The organism is Mesorhizobium sp. CNPSo 4670 (assembly GCF_057784235.1).
Window position 1 is genome coordinate 89,001 of record NZ_JBWJFQ010000001.1, and the last position, 17,252, is coordinate 106,252.

Sequence of the window (17,252 nt, forward strand, 5' to 3'; positions counted from 1 at the left end):
ACTTGTCATGTCACTAGCAGCACGCGACGCAACCCATTCCAACATCTTCAAGTCGATGAAGGACATCACCTTCGAGCAGACGATTTCGCATCAGTGCGGCGTCACCATGAACGACTCGGTCGAGGCTCGCGCCATCGCCGAATTCATGGGCCAGAAGCCCGGAGTGACCATCACCTACCAGCCGGCGCTGATCCGCATCGACGGCGACGGCAAGCTGATCTTCAAGATGGACGCGATCGGTGAATATCTCGGCCGCGAGATTTCAGCCGAGACCTTCGAGGTCAACACCTCCACCCACTACGGCCGCATGGTTCGCGTCGACGACAACACCGTGATCCTGTTCGGCAACATGGACGAGATGTTCGAATACATCGAATAGCCGCCACGAAAATCCGGCGCGCCGCCGGGAGCGGCGCGCCGAACCGATCAACGCGATTGCTGCGGAGGCAACAATGTACAGGACACCAGAAGGCAAGGACATTTTCGTGGTCGACGGCCACACTCATTTCTGGGACGGCAGCCCGGAAAACCAGAAGAACATCCACGGAAAGCAGTTCATCGAGTGCTTCTATGCCTATCACACGGGCCTGAGCCCGAAGGACCAGCTGTGGGAGAAGAGCAAGTTCGAGAAGTACAGCGCCGACGATCTCTATCGCGACCTGTTCATCGACGGTCCCGACGATGTGGCGATCGTCCAGTCGACCTATCTCAAGGACTTCTACAAGAACGGCTTCAACACGATCGAGCGCAACGCCGAGGTGGCCAAGCGCTATCCCGAGCGTTTCATCGTCAACGGCGCCTTTGATCCGCGCGACGGCGAGAAGGCGCTTGAGTACATCCACTTCCTCAAGGAGACCTACAACGTCAAGGGCGTGAAGATGTATACGGCCGAATGGAACGGCGCTTCCAAGGGCTGGAAGCTCACCGATCCCGATGCCTACAAATGCTTCGAACTCTGCGACAAGCTCGGCATCAGGAACATCCACGTCCACAAGGGCCCGACGATCATCCCGCTCTCGAAGGACGCCTTCGACGTCCATGATGTCGACCACGCGGCGACGGATTTCCAGAGCCTCAACTGGATCGTCGAGCACTGCGGCCTGCCGCGGCTCGACGATTTCTGCTGGATCGCGACGCAGGAGACCAACGTCTATGGCGGCTTGGCCGTGGCGCTGCCGTTCATCCATGCGCGCCCGCGCTATTTCGGCGAGGTCATCGCCGAGCTCTTGTTCTGGCTCGGGCCGGAGAAGATCCTGTTCGGTTCCGACTATGCGATCTGGACGCCGCGCTGGCTGGTCGAGAAATTCTGGGCCTATCAGATCCCGCAGGACATCGCCGCCGAACGGGGCGTGCAGCTGACCGACGAGATCAAGGAGAAGATCCTCGGCCTCAACGCCGCGTGTCTTTACAACATCGACGTCGAGGCCAAGAAGAAGGCGCTGGCCAGCACGCCCTTCAGCATCGCTGCGGAATAGGAGCCATGGCAACCGCCAGCGTTTCCGGCAGCCGCGAGAAGGAACTCTGGCGGCGCCTTGATGAGGTCAACGACCCGGAACTCGACGAACCAATCACCGAGATGGGCTTCGTCGAGCGGGCCGCGGTGACGGGCGACGGCAGCGTCGAGGTCGACTTCCGCCTGCCGACCTATTGGTGTTCGCCCAACTTCGCGTTCCTGATGCTGGACGGCGTCCGCAAGGCGCTCGACCAGCTCTCCTGGGCACCGGCCTATCGCGTCAAGCTGCACGACCACATGTTCGCGGAGGAGGTCAATCGCGGCATGGAAGCCGGCAAGACATTCGGCGACATCTTTGCCGTGCTTGCCGAGGACCAGGATCTCGGCGGCTTGCGCGAGACCTTCAGGATGAAGGCGTTCAAGCGGCGCCAGGAGGCGGTTTTGCGCGGCCTGCGGCTGCATGGCCTGACCGATCTGGAAATCCTCGGCATGGACCTGCCGGCATACGACGTCGCACGGTTCGAGCCGGGCGAGGCGGCCAAGCAGAAGCCGAGATACAGGGCGGCCCTGCTCGAGCGTTTTCCCGATCGCCGGGCCGACGATCCCGTCTTCGTGACCTGGGAAAGGCAGCGCATACCGCCTGGCGCACTCGGTGCCCATCTCGCAGAGCTGCGCGGTGTGCGCATCAACATGGAGTTCAACGGCGCGCTGTGCCGGGGGCTCAAGCAGACTAGATACAAGGAACTGGATGTGGTCGACGGCGAACCGACGCTGGTCGATTTCATTCTGGATCGCGTGCCGGCCAGGACCGCACCGACCGCCTGAAGCAGAGCTGACAGCAACGGCCTCCCTCGCACGAGGCCCCCAACCAACAACCCGCCCGTAAGGCGGAAGGAGGAATCATGCCCAAGATAATGCTTCACAATTCCGAGGCCCGCCGTGCTCTCGCCCGTGGCGTCTTCCGGCTCGCCGCCGCCGTCGAGCCCACGCTCGGCCCCAAAGGCATGAACGCCATGATCGACCGGCCGATCGGCACGCCGATGGTGACTCGCGACGGTGTCAGCATCGCCTCCGAGATCGAACTGCACGACCGTTTCGAAAACATGGGCGCGCAGGTCGTCCGCGAAGTGTCGATGCAGACCAACGAGATTGCCGGCGACGGCACCACGACGGCCATCGTGCTCGCCAACGCGCTGATCCAGGGTGGCGTCGAGGCGAATGAACGCGGGGTGAAATCCGTCGATCTGTGCAAAGGTATCGACCTTGCCGTGGCGACGGTGGTGGCGGCGCTCAAGGCTTCGGCCAAACCCGCCAAGGGCAACGGGATCCTGGCTTCGGTCGCCAATATCGCGGCCACCAACACCAAGCTTGGCGCGCTGGTGGCGGAAGCCCATCAGCGGGTGGGCGCCGAAGGCGTCATCACCACCGACTTCAGTGTCACCACCGAGACCACGCTCGATGTCGTCGAGGGCATGTCCTTCGAACGCGGCTATCTCTCGCATCACATGGTGACCGACCAGGAGAAGATGGAGGCCGTGCTCGAACGGCCCTACATCCTGATGACCGACCTCAAGATCAAGGAACCCGGGCAACTCGATGCGGCGCGCCGCATTGCCGACGAGGATGGCCGGCCGCTGCTGGTCGTGTCCGAGGAAATGTCGCCGGAAGTGGTGGTGACACTGCTCGGCAAGCAGGGACCGGGACGGTACCTCGTCGTCCATCCGCCGGAATATGGCCACTGGCGCAAGGCGATGATGGAGGATCTGGCCATCATCACCGGCGGCAAGGTGATCGCCCGCGATCTCGGCGGCCGGCTCGAGGACGTCACTGCCGAGGATCTCGGGACGGCTGACCGGGTGAAGACCAGTTCGTCCTACACCTCGATCATCCGTGGCGGCGGCGACCCCAGTGCAATCGCCTCGCGCCGCGCCCAGGTGCAGCGGCAGTATGAAGCCTCGCAGCCCAACATCGACCAGGACAAGCTGCGCGAACGCCTGGCCAAGCTCTCCGGCGGCACCGCGATCCTCTATGCCGGCGGTGTCACGCCGGTCGAGCAGAAGCGGACCATCCAGCTGATCGAGGATTCCTTGAATGCGGTGCGGGCCGCATCCGAGGAGGGCGTCGTCGCCGGCGGCGGCTCGGCGCTCGCGCAGATCGCGCCGCTGCTCGACAAAGTGGCGGCCGGCGTCGATGGCGATGTCGCCGAAGGCGTGCGCCTGGTGCGCTCGGTCCTGTCGCGACCGCTGTGGCGCATCGCCGCCAATGCCGGCGCCGATCCCGAAGCGGTGGTGGTCGAGGTCACCCGCATCAATGGCGGCTATGGCTACAACGCCTCGACCGGCGCGTATCAGAACATGTTCGAGGCAGGGATCATCGATCCGGTCCGCGTGACCTATACCGCGCTCGCCAACGCAGCCTCCGTGGCGACGCTGATCCTGACCACCGAAACGCTGATTGGCGATCTCGCCGAGGATGAGGACCCCACTGCCGGACCGGCGCGTGGCGGCGGCTCGGAAAAGCTCGGCCGCGCCTGAAGCAACATTGCAACGCAACGATTTCGACGTTGAAAGGACACAGCCATGAAAGCTGCCAGGCTCTACGAATACGACCCGAAGATGAATGTTCGGCTCAAGATCGAGGAGGTCAAGGCGCCGACGATCACCGCGCCCGACGAGGTGATCGTGCGGGTCGGCGCCGCCGGCCTTTGCCGCACCGATTTGCACATCATCGAGGGTGTGTGGAAACCGACCATGGATCCTGAAGGCACGCTGTTGCCCTACATCATGGGCCACGAAAATGCCGGTTGGGTCGAGGAGGTCGGCAGCGGCGTCCGATCGGTCAAGCGCGGCGACGCGGTGATCTGCCACCCCTTCCGCTCCTGCGGCATCTGCCTCAACTGCCGCCATGGCGAGGACATGTACTGCGACAATGGCCAGTTCCCCGGCCTTGGTATGAATGGTGGTTTCGCCGAATACTTCATCACCAGCGAACGCTCGTTGATCAAGCTGAATGCCAACATCACGCCGATCGAGGTGGCGCCGCTGGCCGATGCCGGCATCACCGCCTATCGCGCCGCCAAGCGCGCCGCAAAGCTCCTGCGGCCGGGCAGTTACTGCGTGCTGCTCGGCATAGGCGGGCTCGGCCATATCGCGCTGCAATCGCTGCACGCGATATCAGGTTGCCGCATCATCGCCGTCGATCGCGAGCCGGCAGCGCGGGTGCTGGCCAAGGACCTTGGCGCCGACTTCGTCCTCGATGGCGGGCCAAACGTTGTCGAGGAAGTCAGCCAGATCACCGGCGGTGGCGCGCATGTGGTGATCGATTTCGTCGGTGAACTCGGTGTCGAGAACATCTGCTGGAAGATGGTGCGCAAGGGCGGGCAACTGTTCGTCGTCGGCTATGGCGGCAACATCAACGTACCGACCGCGCATCTCGTCATCGAGGAGATCAACATCGGCGGCAGCCTGGTCGGCAATTTCACCGAGCTTGTCGAACTGATGGAGCTCAACGCCGACGGCAAGGTGAAGATGCACTACACCGAATACAATCTCGCCAGCATCAACACCGCGCTCGACGATTTCAAGAACCGCCGGTTCACCGGCCGTGGTGTCATCGTTCCCTGAAGGCGATTTCGGTCGCCGAACTTTCCCCGACCCGCGGCGCGAATGCCGCGGGTTTTTTGCCGATGATTGGATCTAGTGCATGTCGCCCAAAAGTGACCCGCGACGCGCTTTAGAGGAAACCGCGCCGGATGCCGTATTGGCCGAGTTTGCGATAAAGCGTCGGCCGCGAAATGCCGAGCCTCAGCGCGACCTTGCTGAGATTGCCGCCCTCCGCGACAAGCGCATTCTTGATCGCCTGTCGTTCTCCGTCCTCGAATGTACACACGGGTGCTTCGAGCATGGTCGTGGGATGGTCGCTGTGCATGACCATTGCGTTGCGGTTGCCCGCACTGATTTCTTCGGGAAGGTCCTGGAGTCCTATCGTGCCGTCGCGCGCCAGTATGTGCAGGCGCTCGACCAGGTTCTTCAATTCGCGCACATTTCCCGGCCAGCGATGGGCCAGCAGCGCGTCGAGTGCTTCGTTTGAAAACTCCAGGGGATCGGTGCCCGTCAGTTTTGCGATCTGACGATTGAAATGCTCGACCAGCAACAGCACGTCGTCGCCGCGCTCGCGCAGGGCCGGCACATGAATCGAGACCGCGCAGATGCGGTAATAGAGATCGCTGCGGAAGCGTCCGGCCGCGACTTCCTGCTTGAGATCGCGATTGGTCGAGGCGACCAGTCGCACGTCCACCGGCCGGCCCCTCGAGTCGCCGATGCGGTGAACCACGCGCTCCTCCAGGACACGCAACAGGAAGGGCTGGATTTCGAGCGGCAACTCGCCGATTTCGTCAAGGCTGAGCACACCGCCATTGGCGAGTTCGAAGATGCCCGGCTTGCCGTCCCGCGAAGCTCCGGTAAAGGCTCCGCCCACGTGGCCGAACAATTCGCTGCCGAACAACTCCTTGGTGATTGCGCCACAGTTCATGGCGATGAACGGGTCGTTTTCGGTGCGCCGGCTGCCGGCATGGACAAGCCGTGCAAACAGCTCTTTGCCGACACCGGTTTCGCCTTCTATCAGCAGCGAGGTGACACCGTTCGATCCGGCCACCCGGGAAGCGATATCGACGGCGGCCAGCAATTTTTCGCTTTCGCCGATGATCATCGCTGCGGCTGCCCGCAGGTGTTTGTCCCCCTCCCGACGTATCACCGTCATGCTGGAGACGGCCGGTACGGAGGGAAACACCAGAGCGGCGCCACGAAGGTCGCCATCCAGCTTCAGCGGCGTGACATGGCAGGATCGCAGATGCGCCGGCAGCGCGTTGGCGAGATCGGTCTCCGAGCCGGAGGCCGGCAGGTTCATCAGCCAGCGACCGCGGCCCGGCTCCATCGGTCCGTCCATCATCTCCGTCGCGTCGCCGTTGGGCACGTTGTTGCAGAAGATCGCGCGGCCACGATGATCGACAATCACCAACCCGTCTTTCCGGCGGTAGCTGGGTGCCGAGGAAATAAAGGCTTCGAGCAGGCGCGTGCGCTGCTCCTGCTGCTGTTCGGCGAGAGCCTTTTCGATCTGCCTGGCGGTGGCTGCGACGAGCGCCGTGTTATGCGGCCGGAAGATCGGCGAATAGCCCGACAGGTCGACAACGCCGATGATCTTGCCGTCCAGGGGATCGCGGATCGGCGCGCCGGCGCAGGTCCAGGATTTGATGCCGGCACAGAAATGTTCGGCCGCGTGGACGAAAATCGGTTCGCCGGTCCACAGCGCGGTCCCAATGCCGTTGGTTCCGACGGCATCCTCGTTCCATTTGCCGCCGACGGCCAGATGGATGTCCATGCCGTCATGCAGTGTCTTCTTGTCGCCGATGGCGTCGATCAGCACGCCATCGCTGTCGGCAAGCACCAGCATCGCTCCCGTTCCGTCCAGCAACTGGCCAAGCGACGCGAATGACCGCCTCGCCGCCGAGAGCAGTTCGGCATTGGCGCGGGTCAGATATTCGATCTCGTTCCGATCGCTGCTCAGCGGCGCTTCGATGCCCTGCGCATTGATGCCGCCGGTGGCGCTGCGGTACCAGGAATCGTGGATCAGCGAGCGGACGTGGACCGGATCGCGGGCGCAAGTCGGCTCGTCGGAAAGAAAACTCTCCCATGCGCGCATCGTGGCGCGCTCGTCATAGTCGATGTTGTCCAGGAACAATTGTCCGGTAGCCATTGCAGCGCGCGCCGGAAGAGCATCGGTCTTCGTCTGATCGGGGCCGTTCGCGTGTCTCATTCAGCCATCACAGTACCTTTGAGGTATGCCATTTCTGTATGCTGGACGCCCGAATGCCGGTCGTCAGTCGATGCCGAGTTTCGCACCGATGTCGGCGGCAAGCTGGTCTTCGGTATAGGTCGCGGTGAGCCGGGATCCATCCAGCTCGGCAAGGGCCAGGGCGATGGTTTCATCGACGGGCGAGAAAAAGCCGTTCTGCCTCGTTGCCAGGACGAAGATCTGGTCGCCATCCCGGTTGCGGACGTCGCCGATATGATGAAGCTGACGGCCGGTGTTCTGATCCTTGGAGATCACACGGCCGTTCATGGTAATACGGATGGACGGGCTCGCTTCGGAGGCGGTTGCCGCGCTGCCGCCGACATGGATGATCAGGCCTTCCGCCTTGGGTTGCTGGCGTGGCTGTCTCGAAGCCGAATAGCCGCCGCCGCTGATCTGGTCGGCAAGACGAACGATGGTCGAGCGGTTCTGCTCGATCAGTCTTTTGACCTGGACGTCCTCGCGCCGCGGGCCATCCCGCTTGGAGATGATCTCAACCATGAATCCTCCCAGATTCGCTCGGCTTGGCCGAGGGTACGGCTCACTTTTTCTTCTCTTGAGGTGAATCCTACCTCGCCTCGGTGAGGTTCGCCACCCATATCACATAGCACCTAAGTTCGGGTCGCCGGTAGCAGGTGGCTGCTACAAGGGGTTCGGGTACAATGACGTTTTTGTGTAGATGCCCACGCGCTGCCGCACTTGATCGATGTTGGCTGCCGATCCCTCAGGTGGGTACCAGCCCGTAGGCAAGGCCCATCTTCGTCCTAGCCATGGTGGTTGATGAAGCGTCCACCAGAAGGCGTTTGCCCCAGCTCTCGTCCCGATCGATTTGAAAGCCAACGTCGCGCAACATGGCAAAGAGGCATTCCCTGTTGGGGACCCAGAAATTGGTGATGTCGCCGGCAAGTGTCCCTGCTTCGTAGTACTGCGCAACCGCGACGCCGGGCATCAGCTCCGGTTCGAACTGCGTTTCAACTAGCAGGCGGCTCCGACACAGCTGCGCAACGATGTTCAGCGCGCGCATCATGTCGGGCAGATGATAAAGAACGCCTAGAAACAGGACGATATCGAACTCGCCAATATCGGAACCGGGAATGTCGTACAGGTTCATCTGCCTGTAGTCGAATTCCAAACCGGTAAGTTGCTCCATGGCTTCGAATCCATGGCCATTCTTGGCCCGATAATCGACCACCGTTACCTGTGCTCCGCGGCGAGCCATGTTCATCGAAAAAAAACCGTCCGACGGGCCTATGTCCAACACCCGCAGGCCGGTCATATCCTTAGGCAATCGCAGTTTTTCGAGCAGGAACTGGGGATCGTAGGAGCCCGGCGTGACCACGCCGGGGTACACTTCAAATTTGTGGTGCCAATGCGGTACCTTTGAAACGATCGCCCGGGCTCTGTCTCGGTCGGAGGTCACTGGTGCTCCGGAGTGCATCTCTCTAATCTCCAATCCAAGTCCCGCTTCTATCAGGAGACAAAATTTGCCCCGAACATCATCTGCCGGTTATGTGCGCCAGGCGGCGACTATGCATGCGGGGTCCATCGTTGCCAACAGTTCAACTGATGTCCCCGACAGCAATCGGGAGCGCATGGCGCCGTCCCTCCGTAGGGTTCGATCGCCTTTAGGTGCCGAACGCGTATCCTTGGAACTCTTATGACCAGCAGAACCGCCATAGTTGTCGTCGGGATGCACCGCAGCGGCACCTCCGCGCTGGCGCGCATGCTCAGTTTTCTAGGTGCCTCCTTGCCGCGCAACCTCAATCCCGCGGGTCTTGGCAACGAGATCGGCCATTGGGAACCGGAAGCCGCAGTGCGCCTCAACGACCAGATCCTGGACCTGGCGGAATCGCCCGTAAACGATGTCCAGGGACCGTCCGGCGAATGGCTGCAACGGCCCGCGGCACAAGCCTTCATCGACAGGCTGAAAGATATGATCGCCGATGAATATGGCGACGATCCGCTCTTCGTGCTGAAGGATCCGCGGATCTCGCTGCTGTTTCCCTTGTGGCGGGCCGCGCTGGCCAAGCTGGAAATACGGTGCGTCGCGGTCGTCATCTCGCGCAATCCCATGGAAGTCGCGCTTTCCCTGGCGAAGCGACAGAGCCTGGCAGGTGACTGGCAATCCTGGCCTCTGGATCGGGGAGGCCTGCTGTGGTTGCGGTACAATCTGGCCGCCGAAGAATACACGCGCGACGTCGACAGGGCGTTCTGCGACTATTCGACGTTGCTGGACGACTGGAGGTCGGTCGCCCGCCGTCTCGGCGATGAACTCAAGATCGCGTGGCCAAGATCCATCCCGGATGCCGCAGCCGAGATCGACGGCTTTCTGTCGCGGGAGCTGCGGCATCATCAAAAGCCCGAGGATCTGGATTGCCGTCAGGGCGTGTGGTCTGCATGGATCGCGCCGATCTATTCCGAACTGCGTCGCGCTGCCGAAGGCCGCGCGCCTGATCCGGCCGTTTTCGGCGCGGTGAAGCAGTCATTCGACGGTGTCTATGCCGGCATTCAGCATCCGCCTGCGCCGCCGCGGTCGTCAGGCGGTCTACGCGTCATGCGCCGGCGTGCGGGCCAGCGAAAAATATGCCTTGTCGGCGACCTGTTTTGGAAGCCCGCCCGTGGTGACGGCGCGGCGAGAGCCGCGGTTGACGCCGCCATAGCCGCCGACATCGACGTTTCCATCGTCGACATCGGCGCATTCACCGAGGCAGACGAGAATGCCTTCGCGGCCTTTGCCGAAAGCCATTTCTTCGACATCGAATATCTCGACGCAGACGGCCCGCTGGACCAGCCGCCCTTTCTGGCTTCAACGATCCAGTTGTTGAGACACGTCCGCGCCCAGCATTTCGACGCCATCCTATTTCAGGACCGGGATGGCCTTGGCCATGCCAGCGCCGTGGCGAAGCAGACCGGACTGACTTTCGACGATGCGTCCCTGGCCGTTGTGGCCTTGGGAAGCGCCGACTGGATAATGCGGCAGAACGGCGAATTTCCATCAAGCCTGGTGACGATTGGCATCGAGCACCTGGAAAAAATGGAACTCGAGCGAAGCACCGCGCAGGCGATCATCGCCGCCAACAGCAATGCCGTGAAGGGCGAGGTCGGTCGATATGTACACAGCTTGCAGGTCGCCCTGGAAGAGCGATCGAAAGATGCCAGGGAGGCAGCGCGTTACGCGAACTCCCTGGAAGACACATTGGCCCAGTTGCGGAAGGCGAACGAGGCCGCGGCCGGATACGCCAAAAGCCTCGAACAGTCCCGGGCCAAGGCCGAGGAGGCCGCCGGCGGCGATACCATGAATGGCGAAGTTGGCCGATATGTGCATAGCTTGCAGGTCGCCCTGGAAGAGCGGTCGAAAAGTGCCGAGGAGGCGGCGCGTTACGCGACATCCCTGGAAGAGACGGTGGCTCAGCTGCGCGAGGCGAATGACGCCACGACCGAATACGCCAGAAGCCTTGAGCAGTCGCGGGCCCAGACCGAGGAGGCGGCGCGTTACACGAGCTCCTTGGAAGACACAGTAGCCCAGTTGCGGGAGGCGAACAAAGCCGCCGCCGAATACGCCAGAAGCCTCGAGCAGTCGCGGGCTGAGACCCAGGAATATGCCAGGACGCTTGCGGCAGAACTGGAGAAAATCAACTCGGCTGCCGAAAGCGGACGCTGAAAAGCTCAGCGTTTGCGGTGCATGTCCTGGTGCGCCGCCGTCGGTGGTTCAAGAAAAGAGCCGGAAGCGGGCGAGATACCAGATTGCCTTGACGCCATCGCGCCATCCGATTTTCTTGCCTTCCTCGTAGGTGCGGCCGAAATAGCTGATTCCTATTTCGTATATACGCCAGCGGCCGGCAAGCGCGATCTGGGCGCTGAGCTGAATTTCACAGCCAAAGTCGTTGCAGGTCAGACGCAGCCGGCTCATGACGTCTCGCGTGAACATCTTGTAGCAGCACTCGATGTCCGTCAGCGTCTGGTTGTAGAGAAGATTGAACACCAGGGAGATGAAGCGATTGGCCAGATAATGGTGGAAATAGAGCGAACGATGGGGCCGGCCGTAGAAGCGTGAGCCGTAGACGACATCTGCAACTTTTCGCCTGACAATAAGGTCATACATAACGGTCCAATCCGCAGGATCGTATTCAAGGTCTGCGTCCTGGATGACAATGACGTCGCCCTTGACGGCCGCCAGCCCGGTCTGCAGCGCGGCGCCTTTTCCGCTATTTCTGTCGTGATGGAACACGCGCACCGTGACCGGGGCAATCCCCGGTTCCTCGGTGAAGACCAGACCTCCGTCGATGTTGACGGTCAGGGACGTGGCACAGCGAGAACCGGTCGGAAAATTGGCCTTGAGCCACTCGCGGGTGCCGTCGGAGGAGCCGTCATCCACGATGATGATTTCCTTAGCCGCGGCGGGAAGTGCTGTGCTCACCATCGCCAACACGTGCGGCAATGTGACTGCTTCGTTGAAGACCGGTACGATTACGGAAAGCATGGAACCTCGAGGCCGGAAAGTCGCCTGTTGTGTGGAACCCGACACTGCCGGCTAGGACAAAGCGACCATCGCAATCATAACGATGCCAATGGTGGCGAAGAGCGCCCGGTAACATCGTTGCAGTCGATAGAGGCTCTCGGACGTCAGGCCGGCCAGCATGGCGCGGCGCGAAGCCCACAGATGTACCGGAATGAATGCGGCGGCAAACACGAGGGCGAACGGAACCAATCCGAGCACAGCGAGCGCGACCATGAGCGCATATGCCGAGATAAAAAGCACGAGGCCCGCGACAAAACTCCTGGTCTTGCCAAACGCCACGGCGTTCGTCCGTATGCCGTTGAGCAAGTCGACGTGATAGTCGCGTGCCTCATGCGTGAAATGGCCGGCAGTGAATACCAATCCAAAGAAACAACTGACGACGAGACCCTGTGCATTGATCGCGCCAAAAGCCGCATAACCGAGCAGGAAATGCATGCAGCCGCCGACAAAATGCAGGGCCGAGCTGAAAAGCGGCGCACCCTTCAGATGCAGGGTCGGGCCGGAATACAGGGCGCTTAGCCCTGCCATCGTTATCGCAACAACGAGCGCCCTCGTATTTATCAGCCCAAACAGGAGCAGACTGATCGCCAGCAGTGAGCCGGCAAGATAGCCGATTTCCCTGCGCGTCAGACCTTTTGCTGCGAATGTTCGGCTGGCTCGGTCCGGATCTTTGAGATCTCCGTCGATTCCTGACCAGTCGTTGAGGACAAACACGTGAGCCATCAGAAACAGGTTGCCGGCCATCAAAATAGCTACGGTCAGCGCATGGCTCGCTGACAGCGATCCGATCGAAAGGACCGCACCGATGATCGGAGTGGCCTGAAGCGCGACGACTTCATCGAAACGGATGCAAGAAAGCCAACGGGACAGATGTGTCGCCCGGTGGCGATTTTGACCGACCGTGTCGCTCGCGATTTGCGTCACTTCTCACCACATTTTTGTTCCGGGCCGCCGGAACCACAAGGAAGCTTTGATAGCATACGTTCGTTCTCGAAATAGAGCCGCAACCACAGCGCATATCCGAAATCTTGCGACCAATAGAATCGTTTCACCGTTGCTGTAAGGTCATTGTGATACAGGAGCGGAGGCGTATGGCTCATCAAGGAAAAGTCATCCGCAGCGATATCGGTCAGCAGTTCGGCGGTTCGCTGGTAGGCAGCATATGAGCCGGCATGGCTTTCCATTTGCCGAAGCTGGTCGGCGGCCCGCAGCCAGATTTCTTGTTCGGGAGTGTCGGTCCGCAGTTGCGCCTGTGGGAATTGCAGCAAGCAGCCGGCCTTTTCCAGCTCCGCCAACCGCAGAGAGATCATGAGCGGCGCACCGGCGTAGTAGACCCAGATATCGTCGTCGCCCGCTTTTTTCGAGAGCGCTTCGCACAGCGATCGCGCGGCCGGTTTGTCCACCTGTTCAAGAAACAGGAATATGTGCATCTGGATTCCGACATCCGCCGGATTGGCGTCGCGTCCGGGATCGAGGCATTGGTACTGGTCCCGTGGCGCAAGCCAGGTCTTGTAGAGCCCGTCAGGTCGCCTGAACTGCGCTATGGTGGCAAGCGCGGGTTGCAGCAGTTCGCTCTTTTCGCTCGGCGCGACCCGCCATGCTAGGGCGGTGTCATCGGAATCGGGCGTGATGGCGCAGCCAAGAGTGCCGATCGTCGGCGCATCTGGTCGACCGTGATATCGAACGAGACCGCTCGGCTCGATCTGAGCTGCCAGGAACTGGCGCGCCCTTGCAAGCACGTCGCTTGCGCCGGCGGCTTCGGCCACGGGGCCGGCGACATCAAGCATGACGGCGTTGAGATAGGTGTTCATTTCCTGGCGCGGCTGCTCAAATCGCGTCGCACTCGTAAAGGAGGTCAGCCAATAGCCGCCGGCCTGCTGATGGCTTGCGAGCATCTGCCGGGCGCGCCGCGCCGCACTTGGCAGATCCGTCACATGCTCAAGCGCCTCATTGTCCGGCGCCAGGACGAAAGAGGTCTGCTTCATGAGACGCGGCTCGCCGCCCTCCGTGGCGCGCACCAGCACCGCCAACAGATGCTCACCCGGGCCCACCTGGTCGATTGGAATGGTGACGCGCCAGCCAGCCGGGCTCGCCTGGCCCATCGCCTTCTCGACATCGGTCCTGGCAAAGAATTCCTGCGTTGCGGCGCCCCATTGGCCATCGATCAGCACGGCGACGTCGCTGGGAGAGTGGTTGTTGGTGAGCGCCCATCCGAGGACCTCAAGCTGCCTGCCTGCTTCGCCGCCGTTGCCTTGACCGACGGGCAAGACATTCACCGCATCGATGTTGCCATGCAGATCGACGATCAGGTCGGCCTGGACATGCGGGTGCCGGAGTTCGGCGACAAACGCTGCGTTGTGGATGTCCCAGGCAGGTCGCATTCTGCCTGGTCCGTGAGCGGTGACGATAGGCATGTCGGCGATGCCGGTATACCAGAAGGCACCGATCGTCTGGATCGAGATCGCCACGAGTGATGCAAGCCCGAATGCCACGCGTCCGTTCCGGGACAAGGCCCTCACGACAGGTGGAAGCATCCACATCAGCATGGGCAGCATGTCGGTGAGCCATCGAGGTCCCCAGGAGATACCCTGCCGCCAATCGATCATGGCGTAGAACGACACTTGCACGATCATGGCGCAGCCAATGGCTACCGTCAGCCCTCGTCCTGAGCGCTCAAGCACGACGCGACGACAAAAAATGGGAACGAACAGCAGGAACGGAGAGAAGACGAAGAGCCCTCGGGTCGGACTGACAAGAAGGCCGGCGATGCCGCCCACTATGTCGTGGTTGAAATCGCCGGGCCGAACATGCAGCGCATAAGCCCCCGCGATGTTGCCGACGATCATGAGATTATAGGCCAGGGTCAAAGCGACGGGGACCAGGCCCGACAAGACGAAAAACGGTCTCATGCGGCCAGCCCACCACAGGCCATAAACACCCAGTCCTGCCGCCAATATGGCATCGGGCTGGCGGTTGGCCGCGATAAGTGCACAAAGCAGTCCTGCGAGGACGACCCGCAATGCCGTGGCTGGTCCCGTGAGCAAAAGCATGGTGGCCACGACCAGCAGCTGGGCGAGCCCATGCATCCAGAGCGCTTGGCTGCTGATGACCCATGTCGTCGTACCAAATGCATAAAGCAGGCTCAGAATGGCGGCCAACCCTTCATCGGTCCGCCGCCGCAGGAGCAAATAGAGCAAACCGACTGACAACGCCGCCAGCGAAGAAGCACAAAGCTTTTCCATGATCCGGGCGACTTGGTCGAACAGCAGCGGATCGGCACCATGGTGGTTCAGATAAATGACTGCCGGCAGATAGAATGGGGAGAGGATGACGGGAACGACAATGGGAAATTTTGATACATATCGGTCTCCCCCAACCTTCAGGATCCAATGAGCAGTGCCATCTTTCTCTGGCGTTGCCGGAGGCTTTCGTCCTTGAGCCACCGTGATTAGAATTGGATTCAAGGTCAGGCTGTGATTCTGCCAGATTGAAAAGGGCAGGTAGCGCGCCGCATAGCTGTCCGCCGCCGTGATCGACCGGATATTTGCGTTGTAGACCAACAGGGAGAGGAGCCCAAGCAGCAGCGCCATTGCGACATCGCGAGCGCGAATGCGCCGGAAAGCCGGCGTCGAAATTGCCTGGCTATGGACGTGGGCCGTAGTTGCCGCGGTCACCAATAATTTTCCCCATCAGACTTTTCCATCGAAGCTCATAGTGGCGCGCGCAGCGCTCGACAATGATCGCCGTGGCGCGTCAACAGGAACATTAGGAATGTTGAAGCCAAGCCTGGTCGCCGGCTTTCCCGGGAGGCAAGATTGCCAGTGTTGAAGACGCCGACATCGAAGCGGGCAAATCTGATTGGTATCGGCGCGCCGCGCACTGCCCCAAGCAGCGCGGACTCATGGTCAGTAGCAGACAGCGGCTGCGATGCAGACCGCAGCGAGGAAGGTCCCTATGACAGAAAGAACCACCAAGGCCGAGTCATTACCGGCAACCGCCGTCGTCCGCGTCTCGCGCGCCAGCTACGACCCGAGCCGGTTCGCCGAGGTCGACGCCGCGAGCAAGAAGACTTCGGAGTACATAATCCCGGCCATCAGACGGCTGCCGGGGCTCCTTCACTTTTATGCGGGCGTCTCGCCGAAAGGCTCGATCGTGCAGGTGAGTGTCTGGGACACCGACGAGCATGCTGCACAGTTGGACCGATTGAAGGAGATGGTCGTCGACGGCCGTAGGGATATGGAGGCGGTCGGCGTGACGTTCACCCCGATTTTCAACTACCCGATCGACTGGACCTGGACCGTCTGACCGAGCGCCTGCGTCCCCGGTCTGCTAAAACCCGGAAACGTGGTTCGAGGAGACCCGATGCATATCGGCCTCCACCATCTCGGAGACCAGATCCTCCAGTCGAACGGTGGGACTCCAGTCCAGCACTTCTTTCGCAAGGGACGGGTCGCCGACAAGAAGGTCGACTTCCGATGGTCTGTAGAAAGCCGGATCGACGGATACAACGACGTTCCCGGTGGCTCGGTCGATGGCCATCTCGTTGTGCCCCGTTCCCTGCCAGTCCAGGGAGATGCCGCAGGCGCTCGCGGCCATTTCGACAAAATCACGAACGGTGTGCGTTCTTCCGGTCGCCACAACGAAATCCATCACAGGCGTCGTTTGCAGCATCCTCCACATTGCGTCGACGTAATCCCTGGCATGGCCCCAATCTCTTTTCGCCTCCAGATTTCCGACCCGCAGCGGCCCTTCGCCCCTCAATGCGTATTTGGCCATGCCAAGCGTCACTTTTCGAGGGAGAAACTCCACGCCCCTCAAAGGCGATTCGTGATTGAAGAGGATGCCGCTGCAGCAATGCAGCCCGTATGCTTCCCTGTAGTTCACGACAGTCCAATGCGCGAACAGTTTGGCGACCCCATAAGGACTGCGCGGATAGAAGGCAGTTTTTTCGGACTGCGGAACCTGTTGTACTTTTCCGAACATTTCGGACGTTGAAGCCTGATAGAATTTCGCCGTGGGGACGACGGTCCTGACGCCTTCCAGCAATCTCAATGCACCGATCCCGGTAACCTGGGTTGTGTAGATGGGCTGTGTAAAGGAATCGCCCACAAAGCTTTGAGCCGCGAGATTGTAAATTTCGTCGGGCTTGATCTTCTCCAGCACCGCACGCACGTTTGAATCTTCGGTCAGTTCCATCGACGCGAATTCGATATCGTCCAGAACCCGCAGATCTTGCAGGCGCCATGTGCCGATGCCGGACGTACGGCGCATGGAGCCGACCACACGGTATCCCTTGTCAAGCAGCAGCTTTGACAGGTAGGCGCCATCCTGCCCGGTGATGCCCGTTATCAACGCAGTCTTATTTGCCACGGCCTGTCCCTTGTGATTGTGGATTGCCCTTGTCGTGCGCTATGGCAACGTTTTGACGTGAAG

The 17,252-nt window shown here is 61.1% G+C and carries 14 protein-coding genes; 7 read left to right on the plus strand and 7 right to left on the minus strand.

The genetic code is table 11. The features are described from left to right. Positions 1–7 precede the first annotated feature (7 nt). The 5 genes from AC0ZT5_RS00380 (at position 8) to AC0ZT5_RS00400 (ending at position 5,076) form a co-directional block, all read left to right on the plus strand. Positions 8–379 carry an MmoB/DmpM family protein gene (locus AC0ZT5_RS00380; protein ID WP_095080699.1) on the plus strand — a complete coding sequence of 124 codons (372 nt, stop codon included), beginning with the start codon at positions 8–10 and terminating at the stop codon, positions 377–379. A 73-nt stretch (positions 380–452) separates the two neighbouring features. Beyond that, positions 453–1,475 (plus strand): amidohydrolase family protein, encoded by a 1,023-nt coding sequence (locus AC0ZT5_RS00385; protein WP_488494801.1) that lies wholly within the window; start codon positions 453–455, stop codon positions 1,473–1,475. A 5-nt stretch (positions 1,476–1,480) separates the two neighbouring features. Further along, positions 1,481–2,278 (plus strand): iron-sulfur cluster assembly protein, encoded by a 798-nt coding sequence (locus AC0ZT5_RS00390; RefSeq protein ID WP_488494802.1) that lies wholly within the window; start codon positions 1,481–1,483, stop codon positions 2,276–2,278. A gap of 77 nt (positions 2,279–2,355) precedes the next feature. After that, on the plus strand, positions 2,356–3,987 hold the full coding sequence (gene groEL / locus AC0ZT5_RS00395; protein WP_488494803.1) for a chaperonin GroEL: 1,632 nt from the start codon (positions 2,356–2,358) through the stop codon (positions 3,985–3,987). 45 nt (positions 3,988–4,032) lie between these two features. Further along, on the plus strand, positions 4,033–5,076 hold the full coding sequence (locus AC0ZT5_RS00400) for an NAD(P)-dependent alcohol dehydrogenase (protein WP_488494804.1): 1,044 nt from the start codon (positions 4,033–4,035) through the stop codon (positions 5,074–5,076). Positions 5,077–5,185: 109 nt separating this feature from the next. On the opposite strand, the gene AC0ZT5_RS00405 is transcribed toward AC0ZT5_RS00400, so the two are convergent. The 3 genes from AC0ZT5_RS00405 to AC0ZT5_RS00415 all read right to left on the minus strand — a co-directional run bounded on the left by AC0ZT5_RS00405 (position 5,186) and on the right by AC0ZT5_RS00415 (position 8,720). After that, positions 5,186–7,264 (minus strand): sigma-54-dependent Fis family transcriptional regulator, encoded by a 2,079-nt coding sequence (locus AC0ZT5_RS00405; protein ID WP_488494805.1) that lies wholly within the window; start codon positions 7,262–7,264, stop codon positions 5,186–5,188. Positions 7,265–7,327: 63 nt separating this feature from the next. Further along, the gene (locus tag AC0ZT5_RS00410; RefSeq protein WP_488494806.1) at positions 7,328–7,801 is read right to left on the minus strand and encodes a hypothetical protein; all 474 of its coding nucleotides are present in this window, start codon (positions 7,799–7,801) and stop codon (positions 7,328–7,330) included. Positions 7,802–8,024: 223 nt separating this feature from the next. Further along, complete coding sequence (locus AC0ZT5_RS00415; RefSeq protein WP_488494807.1) at positions 8,025–8,720, minus strand: class I SAM-dependent methyltransferase; 696 nt, start codon at positions 8,718–8,720, stop codon at positions 8,025–8,027. Positions 8,721–9,047: 327 nt separating this feature from the next. Between AC0ZT5_RS00415 and AC0ZT5_RS00420 the strand changes: the two genes are divergently transcribed. Next, positions 9,048–10,961 carry a sulfotransferase family protein gene (locus AC0ZT5_RS00420; RefSeq protein WP_488494808.1) on the plus strand — a complete coding sequence of 638 codons (1,914 nt, stop codon included), beginning with the start codon at positions 9,048–9,050 and terminating at the stop codon, positions 10,959–10,961. A 48-nt stretch (positions 10,962–11,009) separates the two neighbouring features. Here AC0ZT5_RS00420 and AC0ZT5_RS00425 read toward each other — a convergent pair whose 3' ends face one another. The 3 genes from AC0ZT5_RS00425 to AC0ZT5_RS00435 are packed head-to-tail and all read right to left on the minus strand — an operon-like array spanning position 11,010 to position 15,409. After that, positions 11,010–11,780: a glycosyltransferase family 2 protein gene (locus AC0ZT5_RS00425; RefSeq protein WP_488494809.1), complete on the minus strand. Its 771-nt coding sequence runs from the start codon at positions 11,778–11,780 to the stop codon at positions 11,010–11,012. A gap of 51 nt (positions 11,781–11,831) precedes the next feature. Continuing rightward, positions 11,832–12,743, minus strand: coding sequence for a UbiA family prenyltransferase (locus tag AC0ZT5_RS00430; protein ID WP_488494810.1), 912 nt, complete (start codon positions 12,741–12,743; stop codon positions 11,832–11,834). Continuing rightward, the gene (locus AC0ZT5_RS00435; protein ID WP_488494811.1) at positions 12,740–15,409 is read right to left on the minus strand and encodes a hypothetical protein; all 2,670 of its coding nucleotides are present in this window, start codon (positions 15,407–15,409) and stop codon (positions 12,740–12,742) included. Before AC0ZT5_RS00435 ends, AC0ZT5_RS00430 begins: the two co-directional genes overlap by 4 nt. 364 nt (positions 15,410–15,773) lie before the next feature. Between AC0ZT5_RS00435 and AC0ZT5_RS00440 the strand changes: the two genes are divergently transcribed. Then, complete coding sequence (locus AC0ZT5_RS00440) at positions 15,774–16,124, plus strand: hypothetical protein (RefSeq protein WP_488494812.1); 351 nt, start codon at positions 15,774–15,776, stop codon at positions 16,122–16,124. Positions 16,125–16,148: 24 nt separating this feature from the next. On the opposite strand, the gene gmd is transcribed toward AC0ZT5_RS00440, so the two are convergent. Then, a complete protein-coding gene (gene gmd, locus AC0ZT5_RS00445; protein WP_488494813.1) occupies positions 16,149–17,189 on the minus strand; it encodes a GDP-mannose 4,6-dehydratase in 1,041 nt (346 codons plus the stop codon). Positions 17,190–17,252 lie beyond the last annotated feature (63 nt).

Coding starts and splice junctions, on each gene's coding strand:
- AC0ZT5_RS00435 (WP_488494811.1), bottom strand. CDS start 15,409: ATGGCGCTGCTGCTTGGGCTCCTCTCCCTGTTGGTCTACAACGCAAAT.
- AC0ZT5_RS00425 (WP_488494809.1), bottom strand. CDS start 11,780: ATGCTTTCCGTAATCGTACCGGTCTTCAACGAAGCAGTCACATTGCCG.
- AC0ZT5_RS00400 (WP_488494804.1), top strand. CDS start 4,033: ATGAAAGCTGCCAGGCTCTACGAATACGACCCGAAGATGAATGTTCGG.
- AC0ZT5_RS00380 (WP_095080699.1), top strand. CDS start 8: ATGTCACTAGCAGCACGCGACGCAACCCATTCCAACATCTTCAAGTCG.
- AC0ZT5_RS00405 (WP_488494805.1), bottom strand. CDS start 7,264: ATGAGACACGCGAACGGCCCCGATCAGACGAAGACCGATGCTCTTCCG.
- AC0ZT5_RS00410 (WP_488494806.1), bottom strand. CDS start 7,801: ATGGTTGAGATCATCTCCAAGCGGGATGGCCCGCGGCGCGAGGACGTC.
- AC0ZT5_RS00385 (WP_488494801.1), top strand. CDS start 453: ATGTACAGGACACCAGAAGGCAAGGACATTTTCGTGGTCGACGGCCAC.
- groEL (WP_488494803.1), top strand. CDS start 2,356: ATGCCCAAGATAATGCTTCACAATTCCGAGGCCCGCCGTGCTCTCGCC.
- AC0ZT5_RS00390 (WP_488494802.1), top strand. CDS start 1,481: ATGGCAACCGCCAGCGTTTCCGGCAGCCGCGAGAAGGAACTCTGGCGG.
- AC0ZT5_RS00440 (WP_488494812.1), top strand. CDS start 15,774: ATGACAGAAAGAACCACCAAGGCCGAGTCATTACCGGCAACCGCCGTC.